We start from the raw sequence: 18,542 nt of genomic DNA, 5'->3' as shown, positions 1-18,542 counted from the left end.
CTTCAGGGCGAGCCGCCTATCCTGATCCAGAACGTTATCCTGACACTCGTAAACGTGTTCGGTGTCTATAGGTGGCTGATCTTGAAAAAGCCGGGATAAACCATCATCCGCAGCAATCCATCGATGCTTGCCGTTGCAAAACCGATTGCGCTGTCAGAAATGCCATACGGTATCAGCAGGTGATCGCCGGTTTTCAAAGCGCCGCACGTGTACACGACATTCGGAACATAGCCGGCCCGATCTGCATTTTCGGCTGTTAGGATCGGCTCGCGGGAACGGCCAAGCACAATTGAAGAATCGTTGATGTCAAGGAGCGCGCAACCCAGGGCGTATTTGCGCATGGCGCCGACCCCGTGTGTCAGCACCAGCCAGCCCTCACGGGTGCGGATAGGGCTTCCGCAATTTCCGATCTGGATGAATTCCCAAGGAAACTGTGGCTCCATCAGGAGGGTGCCTTCGCGGTCCCATTCGGAGAGATTGTCGGACTGCAACAGGAAAAGGTTTTTTCCGTCCTGCCGGCCGATCATCGTGTAAAGGCCGTTCACGCGTTCGGGAAAGAGGGCCATGCCCTTGTTTCGTCCGGCCGAACCGCGAATGGGCTCAAGAACGAACGAGCAGAAGTCTCTCGTACGGAGCAATTCCGATCGGATGGATGAACCCGAATAGGCCGTATAGGTGCCAACCCACTCAAAATCGCCACCGCCATGATCCAGGCGTACAAGGCGCAGGTCCTCCAAGCCGTTTTGCTGTTGCTCTGTGATCGGAAAGATCACCGTGTCGGACAGCGTGCTGTCACTTTGACGATGCACACTCACGCTGCAATCTTGATCGGTAAGCGCGGCGTTGTCGCTCTCTGCGGATGTTGCGAAGGGCCCCTGCGGCCAGAGAGAAAAGCTGCCGTTCGGGTTTGCGATGCCCTCCCGGAACGCGATCGAGCTGATATGGCCTTCACCTACTGCGCGAACGCTCATCACAAATCGGCAATGGCCTTCACTTACTCCGGATTGATCCGGGTGCGGGACAATCGAAGGGTTCATGATCGCAGCGGCTGAATAGGTGTACTCGTGGCAAAAATATGCACCAATCAGTTTTTTCCTGGTTTCCGAGTAGCCCTTTGCCGAGAAACTTAAAGAGCACTCGACCTCAGCAAACCTCTCCAGGAACATCTTTTCGGTTTGCCAGTGCCTTGCTTTGAAATCACGGAGCACTTTTGCATATTCGGTTCGCGTCTGAGTGGAAGAAAGCGCTAAAATATCGTCAACGAGCTTCTGCGCTCGTTCGCCCGGAGCGTTCTGCGCCTGCCAGCCAAGATGAAACGGACGAAGGACAACGCGCGACGGATCAGCATTGAGGCGGATTGCAAACATCCTGATGGGATCGGGATGCAGGACCGGGTTGGATTTCAATCTTTTCTCCGGTGTGTCGCATAGGGGAAGGCATTCATGGACTGGTATGCTAGCTGAAAAGCAAGGATCGATTCCGCTCCGCTGTTTTTATTGACGCCGCGAGGTGTCAAACCGTCCCAACACCGGCCTGTATCGAGGTCGCCGATCGCGGCCCCGCGGTCGTTCTCGCCGAGAAACCACATCCATGCGGTCTGCGCGTATCTGGTCCAGGCCGGATTTCCAGTAACCCGGAATGCCGCGGCTGCCGCATCGATTGATGCCCAGACTTCAAGGGGCTGTTGATCAAAGGGCAGATGCTGATACGCGCGCCCGAAACTCTCTGAACCGATGGGCCGAAAATGACCGTTGGCGGATAATTGCCGGCCAAAGAGCCAGGACAGAGCGTCCAGACCCATTTTTACCTGGACCGGGTTGCGGAGCAATTCGCCCGCTTCGATGAGGGCCTGGCAGAGGCGTGGATTATCATATGCCAGTACGGGTTCGAACCAGCGCCACGCGCGCGTCGAATGTGCAAGGTGTTGCTGAAGCGATGCGGCGCCTGATTCCGCGATATCGAGTGACGGCCGGTGGCCGGGCCGAGTTGCCAGCATTTCGGCGGCGCCCAGCATGGCGAAAGCTTGTGCTCTCGGGCTGTCCAGTCCGATCAAGTGTCCGGCGGTGCGATCATAAAGCCCGATCGCCCATGCCGCGACGTCCTGATCCTTGCATACCCGTGCCACGCGGCCCAGGCTCCAGAGTGCCCGACCGTTTGAATCTTCAGATCCTGCCGTTTCCAACCATTGCCGCGAGTAGGACATGAAATTGCGGAAGCGCTTCATGTCGTCATTCCACGCATCCTGAACGAAAGCGGCATAAATGCGCCCCTGCCGGGCGACGGCGGGATCATGCCGGGAGGCATAGCTGGCGACCATCAGCGCGCGCGCATTGTCGTCCACGCAATAGCCATGGGACCGGTCCGGGATGATGCCGGTGCCATGTTGCAGCATCCCGGTGTCATCGCTCATCGCGAACATTGCAGCGATATCGGGCGCGCGAAGCGTCCGGGCCTTTGCCGGCGCGCGTTCAATCGTCCGGGAGATCATGTCGGCTGCTGCTTCGGCAAATCGCGGCCAGACTGTCCTGCGCCCGCGCTCGTAGGCGCTGCGCTGCATTTTGGCGAGGTCCGCGCTTTGCCTGAGCAGTCCATTGACGGCTTGCGTGACGGCTTCGGCAGACCCGGGCTCGATCAGAATGCCTGCGCCGCCATCCAGAAGTTCTGCGGCGTGCACGTAAGGGGTCGAGACGACGGCCTTACCCAGGGCGACCGCAAAGCTCAATGTGCCTGAGGTGGATTGCTGAAGGTTGGGGTAGGGCGTCAGGTAGATGTCGCATGCTTCGAGCTGGTCGAGCAGTTCGGGCAGATCCAGAAAGCGGTTATCCCAAAGTACGTGCGCCGCGACACCGAGCCGGCGTGCCAGGTCTATCAACCCTTCACGGTAGGCTTCGCCCTCGTGCGCGACGAGGTTCGGATGGGTCGCGCCGACGATGCGGTAAACGACATCCGGGTTCTCGGCAACAATTGCGGGCAATGCCTGAATGGCAAGTTCGAGCCCTTTTCCCGGCCCGAGCAGGCCAAAGGTCATGAGCAGGGTTTTTCCGCTCAGCCCAAGACGGCGCTTGAACTCTGCCTGGCGCCCGAAGGGGCGATCCGGCGCCCCATGTTCGACAACGTCCACAACGGATTGGCGCGCGCCATACTCACGCAGCAGTATCTCGCGGGAATGGCGTGACATCACCATGATCCGCGATGCGCGCGAAATCAGGTGTTTCATGATGCGCCGCTGAGCGGCGCTGGGATGGGCAAGGACTGTATGGAACGTGAATATCAGAGGGGCCGCGATCAGGTCCACGAAATCGCAGACCATTTCTCCGCTTTCTCCGCCGAAGATGCCAAACTCGTGCTGAATCCAGACTGTGTGCGCTCCGCTTTCATTCAGGTGCTCCGCTGCAGCCTGATATGACAAAGGATCGTCTGACCGGATTACAGAGGAGACATGTTCGTATTCCAGAGACTGGGCCGGATCATCGATTGCGATAACCTGCAGGTCCAGGTGTGGCTGGAAGCGCTTCAGCGCCTGCGCAATGTCTGTGGTGAACGTCGCAATGCCGCAGCGCCTTGGTGCAAACCCGCCAACAACGGCGATCTTTAAAGCAGTACGCGCCAAAACAGACGGTTCGCGTCCGGAATCGGGCGCGGGACCCGGGAGTTTTTCGATCAACGCGAGACTGGGGCGTCCGGGGATTGATACTGGCATGGCGCGCTCTCGATGAAGGGCCCGTTCTGAGAACGGGCGGTCCAGTAAAGCGTTCCCGGGAGACATGATGTTTTCTGGCCGCTTTCGACGGCGCGCCCGCGGATTGATCAATTCCGGGTCAAGGTGCCAGGTTTGGGTGAATTTGCTTTGGGTTGCGGCGTGCCGGCAGGAAGGGCCAAAGCCGCGCCGGCGCTGCGGTATATATTATCAGTAGGCGGATATTGTAACTGCAATGGACTTTCTGCCGCCTGAGGCGGCTCAGGCTCCGGCGAGCCAGTTCGTTTTCGGTGTCGAACAGCACTCGGCAAAGACACAAGACAGTGACCGGGGAGCGCACAGGAAGACGTGTTCTGAACTGCTTGACCTGGCTGAAGATACCGGAGCGGACCCGGTTGCCTGGGCCGATCAGATGACCCGTTTCATCTGAGTATGGCGGCCCCGTGTATGCAAAGTCAGGACCGGGTTGACCTCACTTCGGTTTCTCCGCAACCAGCCCGCGCGCCATTGAACGCTGCCTGTAGCTCGCTGCTGCCGCCCACCTCTGCACGGCCTTTACGGTAACGGGTGCTCAGTGCGCCTGAGCCATCGCCGTTAAGGTCAGAGCTCAGATGTCCGCGGGAAACGGACTATCGATACGTCGCGGTCTCGCCCTTTTTCATCGTGAGTTTGATCTCGGCTGCTTCGTCGGGCGCCGGGATAAGGGGGGCTGTGCCACGCTATTTGCCTCCAGCAGTTTGAGCGGGTGGCAGGTCTTCGGCGGATGACGCTTGCGGCATTGCGCCGTCTTGCGCCGTCTTGCGCCGACATATGCGGCGTCCGCGCGCACGCGGCCGGCGCAGTCCCCGGGTCCGCAAATTCAGCCTCCGCAGCTATCTGTTGTCTGATTTCGCCTGTTTGCGTCAGGCCGGGCGCCTGTCCCGGCGTGCACGGCCGCCCCGCGCCAGCACGTTATCCGGCCCTGGCCACAGTGACGCCCGAGGGCATGCCCCGCGCCCGGACCGGCGTGTTGTGCAGCGCCGAGAGGCAGACGTCTGGCTTGACCCTCCCTACCGATCTGCATTCGGCAAAAGTGGCAGACCTGCGCGCTTGAGCCTTTGCAGCCCTGCACGTCTGGGACCCTTCGGCGCCTCTTCAAGTGCGACTGGACGCAGGCGTCACGATCAGGCCCGGCGCCGAAGTCTCCGATATCGGGGCGCGGGCACCCGGGACGCCGAGACCGGGCTATGGAAGCCTCGTTCCTCCTGGCCAACCGATTGCCCGCGCCTCGGACGATACCCAAGGCCCCGGTCCCGGTTCGTTTGCAGCGATGAACGCAAAGGCCAGTGGCTGGCAACCTGGCGAGCCCCGAAAACGGGTTTTGCCCGCTCGCCGGGCTTCTCCGGATAAAGGATGGCAGTTGCCAGGGGGACCGGCGTTGCGTCCCGGCCGTGTTCCGACCCTCAAGCTCTGGGGTAAGGCTCATGGCCTTCGCTCCCGTCTGCCGGGGACTGTAAAGGCGAGCCCGTGATGCGCGGTTATCCGGCGCAAAAGAGGCGCCTTGTCAAAACGCAGCCGGAAAATATGTTCTCTCCATCAGGAGGCACGTATTTTGGGAAAACAAAACCCGGTTATCGACGCGCAGGTATTCGCACGCACGGCTTCGCTGTTTGCTCAGAAGCGCGAAGCCCTTGCGCCAGAGACACTCGAAACCCTCGCAAGTGATATTGTGCGGCGTCTTGCGCGTACTATCAAACAGGACCCGGGATCCCCGGTCACGTTGATTGCTGGCGCAAGCGTGGCGGCTTTCTGCGATATACTGGTGAAGGACGATCCGGTTGCTGCGCTGCAGTTCATCGATGAGCGCCGGGTTGAAGGTCTTACCCGCCAGGACCTGTATCTCGGATACATCGCGCAGGCCGCAGAACGCCTAGGTCAACGCTGGGATGAGGACTTGCTTTCGTTTACCGAGGTCGCGGTGGCGACCGGCCAGCTCTACGCGCTGATGCGCGCCCTCAGAGACGAGACAGCCGGCATCAGTCTGGGCCTGAATGCCCGCAGGCGGGCGTTCTTTGCCACGGTGCCCGGCGAAGATCATGGGATCGGTATCACGATCGCCGCAGACCTGTTCCGCAATGCGGGCTGGCAGATTGATCTGCAGATCGGCCTGGAACATGAAGACCTCATGGCGCACGTCGAGTTCGCGGCGCCCCGGGTTATCGGGCTGTCACTGAGCACGGAGCAACGGCTTGGGGAGCTGATACGGCTTGTAACCGCCATGCGAATTGCAGCGCCACTGGCGATCATCGGCGTTGCTCCCGGCGCCGGTATCGACCGGAGCAAGCTCACCAACCTGGTCGATACTGATCTGCTGTTTGGCGACGTGCCTTCGGCCCTTAGCGAGCTTGAACGGCTTATCCGGATTCCGAGGTGATCGTCTGCGTTTGCGGCGGCGGTGTGCGTTTCTTTACCGGTCTGCTCAAAACCGCCTCCTTGCACCTTTCGCCAATAGATTGCAGGATACCAGGACCCAAGTCAGGTGCCCGGATTTGTTCGCCCGTCCCGGGCGTCTGAGCCCGGATCGGACACGCCGCTCAGATTGCTGAGCGGGAGGAAGAAGCCTGTGATTTCCTCTGGCGTGGCGCGTTGCAGGGCGCCGCCGTCGATCTCGGCCTGTGACCATATCCACGTCGCGGCCGGATCATGGAGCATGTCCCATTCGGCAAACATCCGCTCGGGCACGTGCGCTTCAACATGAAGTCTCATCTCGAGGTGGCGGTCATCCTGCCAGATACGGGCGATCGCTGCCCTGACCTGGGCTTCGGGTCCTTCCAGCCACTGGAGGTAGATGTCGGCGCGGCAGATGAGGGCGCCGGTGATGCCATCTCGCGCGTTGGCTCGCCGCGCGTCCGCCAGTATACCGCGCAGCATACTTTCATCGAAGCCGAAAGGCCGGGAAGTGTAAATGGCCCGAAAAACATCCATGCTGGCTCAATCTCCTGTTTGCCCGCCGCACGGCGCGCAGCAACGCGTATAATGCCCGTGTTGAGGTGGCAGCACGCGCGTGTAAAGGCAAGGCTCCGGTCCGCACCTCGGTCCGCACCTCGGTCCGGGCGCGGGCGCCTATCCGCGTAATGGCCTCGCAGGAGATTGCACTGGCGCAGCGTCTGACAAGAGCAGGTGGCCACCGGACCGCGTTCAGGGCGCGTCTTTCAAGCAGGCTTCGGCGCGCGTGATACCGGATGGACCTTCGCGCCATCGCTGGCCCTGCCGGCGGGGACACCTGTGCCTCGGCATGCATCCCGTCAGGCACGAAAATACCAGGTTCCTGAAAATGCTCGCTTCAGACGCTGAAACCCTCAGCCTGGAAGCGCAACCTCAGCTTCTGCAAGCCAGCTGAGCGGAATAAAAAGCCTTCCGGTTAGTGTGGTCGCTTCGAAAAAGCGATGATTGCAAAAGGCCTTCTCCTAAACATTCTCAACCGAGCCATCTTTCAGCGTGACGCGCCGGGTACAGCGCGCGGCCACCTGCTCGTCATGGGTACAGATCAGGAAGGTGGCCTTGTCCTCCTGGTTCACTTCGCGCATCAAATCGAGCACTTGCTCTGCTGCAGCCCGGTCGAGGTTTCCCGTCGGTTCATCGGCAAGGATCAGTTCTGGCTTGTTCATCAGTGCACGCGCAATGGCGACGCGCTGCTTCTGCCCCCCGGAAAGCCGGGTTACGGGAAAGTCCAGCCGGTCAGCCAGACCAACCCGCGCGAGAAGGTCGCGTGCGCGCCTGCGCATGACAGGACTTATTCCGCCCGCAGGTGCAGCGGCCGGGAAGGCCACGTTTTCGGTGGCTGTGAAATCAGGCAAGAGGTGATGGAACTGAAAAATGAAGCCGAGCCGCCGATTGCGGAACTCGGCACGCTCGACATCCGACAATCCGTCGACCTTTTGGCCGGCGATCGTGATAGCTCCCGCAGTAGGCTTGAGCAGAAGGCCGACGATGGACAGAAGCGTTGATTTTCCCGATCCGGAGGCGCCAAGCAGGGCTACCAGTTCACCCGGCTCCAGGGTGAGATCGACGCCTTTCAGCACTTCTGTGAGTTCGTCACCGTTGCGAAACGTCATGCCAATCGCGCGCGCATCAAGCAGCGCATTCATTGCTGGATTGCTTCGAGGGGATCGAGCCGCGCAGCCGTCCCGGCGGGGATGACCGACGCCAGGACGGCGCCGATCGTCGTGAGCACGAAGACGGCGAGGTATCCGCCTTCCCGAGGTGCAATGGGAAGCACCATTGTTCCATCCGGCCTGGTCAGCGTCTCCAGCCAGGCGCAGAGGGCAAACCCGCTGACACAGCCTATGCCGGCGCCAGCCATGCCGATCAACAAGCCCTGGAGGACGAAGACGCCAGCGATGAAAGAGCTTGAAACGCCGAAGGCGCGCATGATCCCGATCTCGCCGCGCCGGCGATTGGCAGACAGGCTGAGCGCGCTTGCGATGCCGACCAGGACCGATATCATCGAGAATGCCTGGATCAGCGTGCCCGTTTGCGACTGTGCCTCGAGCGCGCCCTCAAGACTTGCATTTTTCTCCTGCCACGATGTTGCGCGAAGACCGGTTGCCTCGTGCAGGAACGTCGCAATTTCCCGGGCGCGCCCTGGATCATGGAGCTTGATCTCGATGTTCGTGATCCCCTCTGGCAAGAGGAAAAGTGGGCGGGCGGTCTGGATGGAGAGATAGGCTACGCGCTCATCAAGGCTTTGCAGGCCTGTCTGGAAGATACCGCGGACGGTCAGCAGCCTGTCGATGCCGCGATCTGTCCTCAGGAGAACAGGCTGACCCGATGAAAGGCCGAGGTTTTCTGCCAGCCTGGAGCCAATCAGAATACCATCCGCGCCGAGGCTGCCATCACCGCTGATGATCTTTGAGCTGATCGATGAAATCGCGTCGATATAGGCCGGGTCGAGCGCTGTGACGGCAACCGGGGAGACGGCTTCGCCTTTGACCAGGAATGCACTTCCGGAAATCTGCGGGCTGATGGCCGAGACCGCAGGATCGCTGCGCAAAAGTGAAACCGTCGAATTCCAGGCGCGGATTTGCCGGCGCTGAAATGTCGAGATGATCGCTACAGATCCCACATCGCCATCAGGACCTGGCAGAACGCGTGCAATCCGGGTTGCTGGCTCAAGGGAAATGTGGGCGCTGTTTGCCGTCACATCATTGGTCAGGCGGATTGCCAATCCGCCTATCAGCGCCGTGATGAAAACAAAGGCCATGACCCCAAGCGTGACGCCCGATATCAAGAGTGCCGTCTGGGCTGGGCTGGAAAACAGGTAGCGGCGGGCAACCGTGAAAGCGAACATGGGCTCAAGGCGCCCCTGCCGGTGCGCTGGGCTGCCAGCGCTCACGCACGCGGGCAGCTGGCTGCGTTTCCGCTGGCGTGAGTATCACGCGGTCTCCGCCCGCCAGTCCGCTTTCGACAATCGCATTCTGCGACGGCCAGTCAGCGATCTGAACCGCGCGGATCTGAACGCGTCCCTCCCGGTCGACGATGTAGACCTTGGGCTGCGTCGCCGCATCGATGACAGCCTGACGCGGCACCGAGATACCTGCCTCCCGGCGTTCAACGACGATCGTGATGTCAACTGAACGGCCGAGGGGAATGTCCATGCCTTCATTCGGGACGAACTTGACCAGACGTCCGCCGGTGGTCGGATCCACGCGCGGTGAAACTTCGAGGAGCCGCGCCTGGAAGACCCGGTCTGAGCCCGACAGCGCGGCGCGGGCGGACATGCCGGGCTGCAAGACATCTGCATAAGCTTCATCGACATCGGCCTGAAGTTCAATGCGCCCGAGCGAGCCCAGCTGGAAGAGCGTCGTTTCCGCCGAAATGACCTGTCCGTTGTCAATCGACCGCACCAGGACGATCCCTGCCATAGGCGCCCGGATTGTGAATTCACTGTTTCGGACCTTTGCCGCTGTCGTTTCGGCCCTGGCTGCTTCCAGGTCTGATTCGGCCACTTGAAGAACTGCGCGTGCCTCATCGAGCGCCGCTTGCGAGGCAACACCCCGGTCGGTGAGCGTCCGGGTTCTGTTGAAGACCAGCTTCGCCCGGCTGACTTCGGCTTTTGCCGCACGTTCGCGGGCGCTGAAGGCATCGGCCTTTGCCTGTTCAACCGAGGAGCGGATGGCCGCGAGCGCATCGCCGGCCTCTACCAGCTCCCCGTCATCGCGGAATACACCGACGACCTGCCCGGGGTTGGGTGACTTTACATCGACGAGATTTTCAGGGCGGACACGGCCCACGACAGAGAGTGTGATCTCCAGGACGCCGGGCTCTACCTGCATAACCGACACCTCTTGCGGTCGCAGGAGCCACCAGGTGAACACTGCAGTAAAGGCTGCGGCGAGGACGGCGCCGGCTATCAGGATTGGCCGTCGCTTGCGGACCGCAGGAAGATCAGTCGCAGGTTCGATCAGAACGGGGCCAGACAGCGCGGCCGGTTCATCGCGTTTTTCTTCTTGCGTCATCGAGTTTGACATGCAGAACGGTGGCTCACCTGAACATGCCCCCGCAGGCTAAAGTCCGGCGTAGCGAACGCCGCGCCCGGCGCGGCCGCGCTGCGGACATTCTGTAGCACTCATTCTGCAATCCAACAGGGCTCTTCGCCCGGTGCGCGAGCAGATAGCCGGTGTTTCTGCCCGCGCGGCATTCCCCCTGCATCCGTCAGGCGAGAGTTCTCGTGCAAAGCGAACTTCAGAAGCTGCCTGAGCGGGCGTGCCGAAGGGGGGCTCACCGGCGCAGGACACCCGCTTTTTCGGCGGGAAGTCTTGCGCGGGGATTTTCGGCATCTGTCCGCATGCGCGCATGCAAGAGGTTCACGGCGTGCCCGGCCGCATCGCTCAAAGCTCCCGGCCGGCAACAACCAGGTTGCCGCCGGCAGATCCCTTTGCCCGGTCCGGAAACACCTTCCCGGGAAAATACGGGAATTGCGGGCGCCTCGGCGAGACGCTGGCCATTTCGGCTTCCCTGAGCTCTCACGGCTCAAGGCGTGCGCAGCACGTCTGCGGGCGTGGGCGCCAGCGCGGCCAGGCCGGCGGCCGCGCCTGCGAGCGCTGAGACGGCAATGGCGCCGCCTACGGCCATCGCCGCCGATTGCCAGGGCATCTGCCACTGCGCCTCGAATACCAGGACCACGATGGGGTAGGCGCCGGCAATACCCAGCAAGGAGCCAGTTAATGCCGCCACGCCGGCAGCGAGGCCGAACTCTGTCGCGTAGAGACGCAGGATCTCTGTGCCCGAGGCGCCGAATACCTTTAGCAGCGCGGCCTCACGGCGCCGCTTTCGGGCCAGCGCTGCGAAGGAGCCCGCCAGCACCAACAGTCCCGCCACCGTCACGATGCTGGCCGCCGCATTCACGGCAACGGCGATCTGCCCGAAGAGGTGCGCGGCGGTTTCAAGCGCGGGCCGGGTCTGAAAGACGACGACTTCGCGCAGGTCGGTGCCCAGCGCCGTGATGATCGCACTTTCCTGCTCCGGCGTTGCGCGGGCGATGGCGACATAGGCTGGACTGGCTGCTTCAAGCGTGCCGGGAGACAGGATGAAGGCAATGTTCGAGCCGATGCCAAACGTGCCCCAGTCGACCCTGCGCAATGAGGCGACCGTTGCTGTGACTTCCCGCCCGGCAATGCGGAAGCCAACCGTGTCGCCGACACCGATACCCAGGCCCTTTGCCGCATCAACCTCGACGGAAGCGAGCAACGGACCGGAATAGCCGGCCGGCCACCAGTTTCCCGCGACAAGTTGCGTCTCCGGTGGGCGCTCATCAAAGTAAGTAAGGCTGGTCTCGCCGCGCACGACCCAGCGCTCTGCCTCCGCAACCTCCTCCTCGACGAGCGGCTTGCCCTTCAGCGCAACGACGCGGGCGAGCAGGAAGGGCGCGCGGCGGTAAACATCCGGATCGGAAATATCTATCCCATTGGCGGACACAGCAGCGTCGAAGGCCGCGGCCCTGTCTGAGGGTATCTGGGAGAACACAAGTGATGGCGCATTGGCTGGCGCGGTGATTGAAATCTGGCGGATGAGGTTCGTCTGTACCGAGACGACCAGTACCAGGAGGAGCAATCCAAGGCCCAGCGAGGGCACGATGGCAGGCGCGAGCGACCCCGGACCGGCGAGGTTCGACAACGCGATGCGGTCCATGCCGCGCGCCGCGCGGGAAGCCGTTCGGGCGAGACGCTTCACGAGCATGGCCGCAAGGACAAACAAGGCGGCTGCCACTGCGGCGCCCCCAAGGATTACAGCGGTCAGGGCCGGGCGGTTGCTGGTGAAGATCGCAAGGGCGGCCAGCGTTGCGGCTGCACCCACGGACCAGGCTCGCTCAAGCCAGGGGGTGGCCGCAAATGTCTGATCTCCGATCCGGCGAAACAATATGGACGGACGGGTTGCGCGCGCTTTCCCGATTGCGGGTAACGCGAACACGGCTGCGGCGAGGATGCCGAGGCAGAGTGCCTTTAGCAGCGCAAAGAGATGGAGCGTCAGCTCCTGAGGAATGGGCAGTGCGCTACCGGCGATCCTTGCCAGCAGAAACGGCGCAGCAGCGCCAAGCGCTGTCCCGGTGAATGCGCCCGCGAGGGCAAGCAGGCCAAGCTGCAGCAGATAGGCCGCGCGCAAGGTTGCGCCCTCTGCTCCGAAGACCTTGAGCACTGCAATCGAACCGGTTCTGGAGTCCAGAAATGCGGCGGTGGCCTGCGCAACACCGATGCCTCCGGAGATCAGCGCTGCGATACCGATGACGGAGAGGAAGCTGTTCAGCGTTTGCAGGAGACTTTGCAGGCCATCGACGGCATCTTCCGGGCCGCGAAGCTGGATGCCTGCGCCCGGAAAGCTTTCATTGAAGCTTTTCTGCGCCGCGCCGAAGGACGCGCCCGGCTTGAAAACGATGCGCACGCTTGAACGGAACAGCTGACCCTGGGTCAGGCGCCCGGCCTCTTCCAGGGCAGTAAGAGAGACCATCGCTTCCGGGCCGAAGCCGCCGGGTGCGCCAATCTGGTCCGGCACGCTTTCCAGCCGGCCGGTGATGACCCCTGCAACCGGTCCGATCTCGACTTCGTCGCCCACGGCTGCACCAAACCTGTCGAGGAAAGATTGGGTGACGATGATGCCCCAGCGGCCGCTTTGGCGTGCGAGCGCCGTGTGCAGGCCTGGTTTTCCGCCAGTGAGTATCGCTTCGCCGATCAGTGGATAGCCGGCATCCACCGCGCGAACATCGACCTGAGCGCGAACGCCGTTTGCCGCGCCCATGACGTCGAGGGATACTGTTTCAGAAACTGTCCCCAGTCCTTCAGCGAATGCACGTTCGTCCGCAGACGGACGTCTCTGGAATGTGGTGAACTGGGCGTCTGCGCCGAGCAGTGTGCGCGCCTCGCTGGCCAGTCCGCGCGAGAAGGTTTCAGCGACCGATCCCGAAGCAGCAATGGCCGCCGTGCCAAGCGCAAGGCAGGCAAGGTAGATCCAGAAGCCCTTCAGCCCGCGAGATAGCTCGCTGCGCGCCAGCTTGATTGCGAGTGCGTTCATACGATGTGCCCGTCACGCATATGCACTGTCCGCCCAGCGCGGGCGGCAAGATCGTGGTCGTGCGTCACGATCACAAGCGCTGCGCCGCGGTCCTTCGTCAGTGAAAAAAGGAGGTCGGCAACAACGCGCCCACTTTCGGAATCGAGGTTTCCGGTTGGCTCATCTGCAAAGACGAGTACCGGATCGCAGGCGAGTGCGCGGGCCACGGCCACCCGCTGTCGTTCACCGCCGGATAGCTGTCCGGGATAGTGCAATCGGCGTGCGCTGAGGCCGACGGCGTCGAGCGCTGCCCTGGCGCGTTCATCGACCTTGTCGAGCCGCGCGATTTCGAGCGGCGCGCGCACATTGTCGAAGGCCGTCATCGTTTCCAGCAAGTGGAAGGACTGGAACACCATGCTTACCCGGCCGCGCCGCAGCCTTGCGAGCGCGTCTTCGCCCAGTTTTTCAATCCGCTCGCCCAGCAGGGTCACCTCGCCGCGGCTCGCGCGTTCAAGACCGGCCGCGACTGCGATCATTGAAGACTTGCCTGAACCGGAGGGGCCGACGATGGCGACGCTTTCGCCGTGCTGCGCCGTGAAATTGACGCCGGTCAATACATCAAGCGCAGCTGCGCCGTCTTCTGCGCCCGCAGACGGGAAGGTCAGCCAGACACCGGTCATTCTCAGCGCCTCGGTCATGCTTGCGTGCTTTCTTTCAAATCCGGCGCACATTGTCAGGCGCGCGCCAGGTGTCTATCTCCAGGTATGACTTCGTTTGCATGCAGCTTCCGGCAAGGCCTTTCATTTTTTGCGGCAGGCCTGTGCCTCATACTGGCTGCGTGCGGGGCGCCTGCGCCAGCGCCTCAAGCTTCGCCAGCGCCTCCTGGCGCGCAGGTTGCTCCGGCAAGTCAGGCAGACCAATCGGCTGATACAAGTGTGGTCGTTTTCCTCGGCGACAGCCTGACGGCAGGCTACGGCCTTGATCCGGGCGACGCGCTTGCCGAACAGGTCGAAGCGGTCTGGCGTGCGCGCGGTATCGATGCGGTTGCGGTCAATGCCGGCGTCTCCGGGGATACAACCGCCAACGGCCTTGCACGGTTTGACTGGAGCGTGACAGCGGCAAAGCCGGATCTGCTCGTCATTGCACTTGGCGCCAACGACTTCCTGATGGGCGTGCCCCCGGATGTCACGCGCGCGAACCTCTCTGCCATCCTCGAGAAGGCCGGGCCGGCAGGCATCCGCGCGGTCATTGTTGGCCTGTCGCCGCGAGGCGACACCGCGCCGGGCAGCCGCGAAGCCGACTTCGCGGCGATTTATCCGGACCTCGCGGCAAAATTCGGTGTGCCTTACTATCCCTCACTCCTGGCTCCCATCGAAAGCGACCCCTCGATGCTGCAAGGAGACGGGCTGCACCCCACCCGGGACGGTGTGCTCAAGATAGCGAGGCCGCTGGCCGGCTTTCTTGAGCCCGAGATCTCAGGCTTGAGGCAAGCCAAGGCGTGCCCGGTTACAGGCGATTGCGCGGCGCCCTGACGGCCCAACGCGCCGTGCGCCCATGAGCGTGCATCGATCTGCTGCAGGCTTTCGTGCGCCATATTTGCAAAGGATTCTCAATTTGCCTGGCGAACCGTGGCATGCGGCGGGCGTCTGACCCGCTGCCCTTTTTTTGAATCTGCGCAACAGGTTTGGTAAAAATTCCCATTCCCCGGGCATTGAAGCGCTGTTTTGCCCGGTTTTCCTGCCGCGCAAGTTGTGATCCACACCCTCTGAGGCGAATTTTCACCGGGACTTGCACGCTTCTTGCAGGATTTCGCGCGACAAGGGCTTTCCAAGCTGCCGGCCAGGCTGGCGGCCAAGTTGCCGATAGGGTTAAAGGACAAAATCCAATGCATCTCGAACGCCGCATCCTGATCACCGGCGGGGCCGGTTTCATCGGATCATTCCTGTGCGAGCGCCTGCTGGGTGCAGGCGCCAACGTCATCTGCGCGGACAACTTCTTCACCGGAACCCGCACCAACGTTGCCCACCTCCTGAACCATCCGCGCTTCGAGCTGATGCGCCACGATGTGTGCTTCCCACTCTATGTCGAGGTCGACGAGATCTACAACATGGCGTGCCCGGCGAGCCCCATCCACTACCAGTTTGACCCCGTCCAGACCACCAAGACCAGCGTCCACGGCGCCATCAACATGCTCGGCCTTGCCAAGCGCGTGAAAGCGAAGATCCTCCAGGCCTCGACCTCGGAAGTCTACGGCGACCCGGCTATCCACCCGCAGCCGGAGGAATACTGGGGCAACGTCAACCCGATCGGGCCCCGGTCCTGCTATGACGAAGGCAAGCGCTGCGCCGAAACGCTGTTCTTCGACTATCACCGCCAGCACAGCCTGCGCATCAAGGTCGCCCGCATCTTCAACACTTACGGCCCCCGGATGCACCCGAATGACGGCCGTGTGGTGTCGAACTTCATCGTCCAGGCGCTCAAGGGTGAGGACATTACCCTCTACGGCGACGGCCAGCAGACCCGCAGCTTCTGCTATGTCGATGACCTTGTGCGCGGCCTGATCGGCCTGATGGATTCCTCTGACCACATCACCGGCCCGATCAATATCGGCAACCCCGGCGAATACACGATCCGCCAGCTTGCCGAACAGGTGATCGACCTCACGGGTTCGAAGTCGAAACTCGTCTTCCTGGCGCTGCCGCAGGACGATCCGAAGCAGCGCCAGCCGAACATCGAAAAGGCCCGCGAGATCCTCGGCTGGGAGCCGAAGGTCCAGCTTCGCGACGGCCTGACCAGGACGATCGCCTATTTCGACGCCATGCTGTCGGGCCGGCTGGCCGCTGAATAGGCCTTCCAAGGTCTGAAATGGTCAACCTGTTGCAGATGATACAGCTTCATCTGCAGCAAATGACACAGCGTCTGCTGCATTTTTGCATTGACGTGCGATATTGACAGGCTCAGGGCGCTCTCGTTCGAGATTGCGCCCTGATAGGGCAAACCGCATAGGCTTCCATGTCAATTGACCGTCTGGATTGGGACACGCTGCGCGTTTTTCGCGTCGTGGCTGAACTTTCGAGCATGAGCGCCGCTGCCGGGCGCCTCGGCGAGTCGCCGCCGACCATCAGCCGGAAAATAGACGACCTGGAAGCCAGTCTCCAGACCCAGGTGTTCCTGCGCTCGACCCGCGGTGTGGTACTGACGGAGGCTGGCAAACGGGTTCTCCGGTATGTTGAAGGTATGGCCGAGGCCGCAGAGGCGCTGCGCCGCGCGACCGAGCCCCCGGGCGCAGCCGTATCGGGTGCAATCACCTTGTGCACCAGCGATGGGCTTGGGCCTTACTGGATCGCGCCGCGCCTCTCGCACTTCCATAGAGAACATCCGAAGGTTCGGATCCGGATGATGGTCAGCGATGAACCGGCGGATGTGCACGCCGAAGGCAATGACATCTCGATCAGTTTCGGCGAGCACAGACAACCCGATACCATCGCTCACAAACTGGGCGTCCAGCACTATGTCGGCTTCGCGTCAAAATCCTATCTTGCCGAAGCCGGCACGCCTGCCAACCTGCATGAGTATCACAAGCACCGCTGCATCCTGCACTCCTCCTATGCCAACCAGGTCGAGCGCTCGGCGCCGCGCATGTCCGAATACCGCCGGATGGTAGACTTCGCTTTCATCACCAATTCGGGCACCGCCATCGTAGAAACCTGCGCGCGCAGCGGCGGCATTGGTATCCTGCCGTCCTACATGTCCCGGCTCGACCCGCGACTTGTGCCGCTGGAGCTGCCCGAACTGGCGCCGGTCAAGTTCTGGATCACGTATACCGAGCGGGTCCGCCGCCTGCCGCAAGGCAGGCTGCTGATCGACTGGATTCGACAGCTTTTCGAATTGCCGGAAGCGATCTGGTTCGACGACGAATTCGTCCATCCGCTGGAATACGACAAGAAAGTGCAGGAACTGCGGCCCGGGACGCAGGCTAGTCTGCGCGAAAGTTGACCCCAGCCTTTCGCTGAACACTTGCCCCGGCACGGCGACACCATAAGGTGTCCCATGCGGTCCCGGCGTCCTCGCCGGGATGTGTCTGCCACGGGGAAACACCATCGATACGCACGATCGCCGGCCCGCTACAATCGTGGACGTAGCCCGTGAAGCAGGCGTTTCGTTCAAGACGGTCAGCCGGGTGCTGAACGGCGAACCGAACGTTCGTGAGCCCACGCGTCAGCGCGTGCTCGAAGCCGCCAGGGCGCTTGGCTACCGGGCAAATCCCTATGCGCGCAATCTGCGGGCCGCCCAGAGCCGGCTGATCGCCGTCTATTATTCCAACCCGTCGCGTAACTATACGAGCGAGATCCAGATCGGTGTGCTGCAGCGGTGCAATGCCGAAGGCTTCAATGCGATCTTCGAGGAAACAGGCGCAGGGCTGGGCAGCCTCGTGTCCCTTCGGGGTGAGCCGAACCTGGCCGGGGTCATCCTCGTCCCGCCGCTGACCGAAGACGAAGCGATCCTCCAGCGCCTCTCGGCCGCCGGTATACCCTTCGTGCGCCTCGCACAGTTCCCGGCGCAGGGAGAGGCGGGCCATGTCAGTATGGATGACGAACGCGCGGCTTGCGAGATGACCGAATACCTGATCTCGCTCGGTCACCGACGGATCGGGTTCATCGCCGGCCCGCAGGAGCACCCGCAGGCGCGCCTGCGGGAGGCGGGCTTTCGTTCAGCTCTGGCGCGCCATGGGATCAAGCTGGCGCCCGGCCTTGTGGCCACCGGCAGTTTTCATTTCGATTCCGGCCTGCGGGCCGCTGAAACACTCCTTTCCGCCAGCCAGCCGCCGACCGCCATCTTCGCCAGCAATGACGATATGGCGGCGGGCGTCCTCGCAGTGGCCTACCGCAAGGGCCTGCGGGTGCCGGACGACCTGTCGGTGTCCGGCTTCGATGACACGCCGCTGGCCTCGGTGGTCGTCCCCGCGCTGACCACCGTCTACCAGCCGATCCGGGAAATGGCGGCGCAGGCGACTGGCATCCTGTTCGGAAAGGCCGAAAACGGGGCCCGGTCGTCCTTCATCCTGCCTCACCGCATCGTGGTCCGGGAAACGACAGCGCCCGTAAAAGCCTGATCCGGCAAGCCATTCCCGCCGACCCGCCTTTGGTGTAAGCGCGCCGTCGATGAACACGATCAGACCGCTCGACCATATAACGAACACCAAATCCTATGTTCCCGGCGGCAAGCTGCACGGGACCAGCGGGCCTGTGGCCATGCTTGCCTCGAACGAGAACCCGTTCGGGCCAAGCCCCCTCGCGGTCGAGGCTGTCCGCAAAGCGGCCGG

The 18,542-nt window shown here is 62.2% G+C and carries 13 protein-coding genes; 5 read left to right on the top strand and 8 right to left on the bottom strand.

The features are described 5' to 3' along the window. Positions 1 to 65 precede the first annotated feature (65 nt). A complete protein-coding gene (locus WEA77_RS10235; RefSeq protein ID WP_368067783.1) occupies positions 66 to 1,367 on the bottom strand; it encodes a glycoside hydrolase family 130 protein in 1,302 nt (433 codons plus the stop codon). Positions 1,368 to 1,402: 35 nt separating this feature from the next. Next, positions 1,403 to 3,811, bottom strand: coding sequence for a glycosyltransferase family 4 protein (locus WEA77_RS10230; protein WP_368067781.1), 2,409 nt, complete (start codon positions 3,809 to 3,811; stop codon positions 1,403 to 1,405). A gap of 1,426 nt (positions 3,812 to 5,237) precedes the next feature. Here WEA77_RS10230 and WEA77_RS10225 point away from each other — a divergent pair. Next, entirely contained in the window at positions 5,238 to 6,110 is an 873-nt protein-coding gene (locus tag WEA77_RS10225; protein WP_368067780.1) for a B12-binding domain-containing protein, read from the top strand. 101 nt (positions 6,111 to 6,211) lie between these two features. On the opposite strand, the gene WEA77_RS10220 is transcribed toward WEA77_RS10225, so the two are convergent. The 6 genes from WEA77_RS10220 to WEA77_RS10195 all read right to left on the bottom strand — a co-directional run bounded on the left by WEA77_RS10220 (position 6,212) and on the right by WEA77_RS10195 (position 13,917). Then, positions 6,212 to 6,661, bottom strand: a complete 450-nt coding sequence (locus tag WEA77_RS10220; protein WP_368067779.1) for a BLUF domain-containing protein — start codon at positions 6,659 to 6,661, stop codon at positions 6,212 to 6,214. Positions 6,662 to 7,143: 482 nt separating this feature from the next. Next, entirely contained in the window at positions 7,144 to 7,824 is a 681-nt protein-coding gene (locus WEA77_RS10215; RefSeq protein WP_368067777.1) for an ABC transporter ATP-binding protein, read from the bottom strand. After that, on the bottom strand, positions 7,821 to 9,026 hold the full coding sequence (locus WEA77_RS10210; protein ID WP_368067776.1) for an ABC transporter permease: 1,206 nt from the start codon (positions 9,024 to 9,026) through the stop codon (positions 7,821 to 7,823). Before WEA77_RS10210 ends, WEA77_RS10215 begins: the two co-directional genes overlap by 4 nt. Before the next feature lie 4 nt (positions 9,027 to 9,030). After that, positions 9,031 to 10,194, bottom strand: coding sequence for an efflux RND transporter periplasmic adaptor subunit (locus WEA77_RS10205; RefSeq protein WP_368067775.1), 1,164 nt, complete (start codon positions 10,192 to 10,194; stop codon positions 9,031 to 9,033). Between the two features lie 514 nt (positions 10,195 to 10,708). Continuing rightward, positions 10,709 to 13,240 (bottom strand): ABC transporter permease, encoded by a 2,532-nt coding sequence (locus WEA77_RS10200; RefSeq protein WP_368067774.1) that lies wholly within the window; start codon positions 13,238 to 13,240, stop codon positions 10,709 to 10,711. After that, the gene (locus WEA77_RS10195; protein WP_368067773.1) at positions 13,237 to 13,917 is read right to left on the bottom strand and encodes an ABC transporter ATP-binding protein; all 681 of its coding nucleotides are present in this window, start codon (positions 13,915 to 13,917) and stop codon (positions 13,237 to 13,239) included. Before WEA77_RS10195 ends, WEA77_RS10200 begins: the two co-directional genes overlap by 4 nt. Before the next feature lie 237 nt (positions 13,918 to 14,154). Between WEA77_RS10195 and WEA77_RS10190 the strand changes: the two genes are divergently transcribed. The 4 genes from WEA77_RS10190 (at position 14,155) to WEA77_RS10175 (ending at position 18,332) form a co-directional block, all read left to right on the top strand. Then, a complete protein-coding gene (locus tag WEA77_RS10190) occupies positions 14,155 to 14,751 on the top strand; it encodes an arylesterase (protein WP_368067772.1) in 597 nt (198 codons plus the stop codon). A gap of 353 nt (positions 14,752 to 15,104) precedes the next feature. Further along, the gene (locus tag WEA77_RS10185; RefSeq protein ID WP_368067770.1) at positions 15,105 to 16,067 is read left to right on the top strand and encodes a UDP-glucuronic acid decarboxylase family protein; all 963 of its coding nucleotides are present in this window, start codon (positions 15,105 to 15,107) and stop codon (positions 16,065 to 16,067) included. Positions 16,068 to 16,231: 164 nt separating this feature from the next. After that, complete coding sequence (locus WEA77_RS10180; RefSeq protein ID WP_368067769.1) at positions 16,232 to 17,215, top strand: LysR family transcriptional regulator; 984 nt, start codon at positions 16,232 to 16,234, stop codon at positions 17,213 to 17,215. A 79-nt stretch (positions 17,216 to 17,294) separates the two neighbouring features. Next, complete coding sequence (locus WEA77_RS10175; RefSeq protein ID WP_368067767.1) at positions 17,295 to 18,332, top strand: LacI family DNA-binding transcriptional regulator; 1,038 nt, start codon at positions 17,295 to 17,297, stop codon at positions 18,330 to 18,332. Positions 18,333 to 18,542: the final 210 nt, after the last annotated feature.

This window comes from Hyphomonas sp. (genome assembly GCF_040882205.1).
GTDB lineage: Bacteria > Pseudomonadota > Alphaproteobacteria > Caulobacterales > Hyphomonadaceae > Hyphomonas.
The sequence above is the reverse complement of the archived record's forward strand: the minus strand, read 5'-3'. Positions and strand labels throughout refer to the sequence as shown.

Excerpts from the sequence above, each read along its gene's own strand:
- WEA77_RS10175 (WP_368067767.1), top strand. The coding sequence starts at position 17,295 with ATGTGTCTGCCACGGGGAAACACCATCGATACGCACGATCGCCGGCCC.
- WEA77_RS10180 (WP_368067769.1), top strand. The coding sequence starts at position 16,232 with ATGTCAATTGACCGTCTGGATTGGGACACGCTGCGCGTTTTTCGCGTC.
- WEA77_RS10200 (WP_368067774.1), bottom strand. The coding sequence starts at position 13,240 with ATGAACGCACTCGCAATCAAGCTGGCGCGCAGCGAGCTATCTCGCGGG.
- WEA77_RS10210 (WP_368067776.1), bottom strand. The coding sequence starts at position 9,026 with ATGTTCGCTTTCACGGTTGCCCGCCGCTACCTGTTTTCCAGCCCAGCC.
- WEA77_RS10185 (WP_368067770.1), top strand. The coding sequence starts at position 15,105 with ATGCATCTCGAACGCCGCATCCTGATCACCGGCGGGGCCGGTTTCATC.
- WEA77_RS10215 (WP_368067777.1), bottom strand. The coding sequence starts at position 7,824 with ATGAATGCGCTGCTTGATGCGCGCGCGATTGGCATGACGTTTCGCAAC.
- WEA77_RS10235 (WP_368067783.1), bottom strand. The coding sequence starts at position 1,367 with ATGTTTGCAATCCGCCTCAATGCTGATCCGTCGCGCGTTGTCCTTCGT.
- WEA77_RS10195 (WP_368067773.1), bottom strand. The coding sequence starts at position 13,917 with ATGACCGAGGCGCTGAGAATGACCGGTGTCTGGCTGACCTTCCCGTCT.
- WEA77_RS10220 (WP_368067779.1), bottom strand. The coding sequence starts at position 6,661 with ATGGATGTTTTTCGGGCCATTTACACTTCCCGGCCTTTCGGCTTCGAT.
- WEA77_RS10205 (WP_368067775.1), bottom strand. The coding sequence starts at position 10,194 with ATGACGCAAGAAGAAAAACGCGATGAACCGGCCGCGCTGTCTGGCCCC.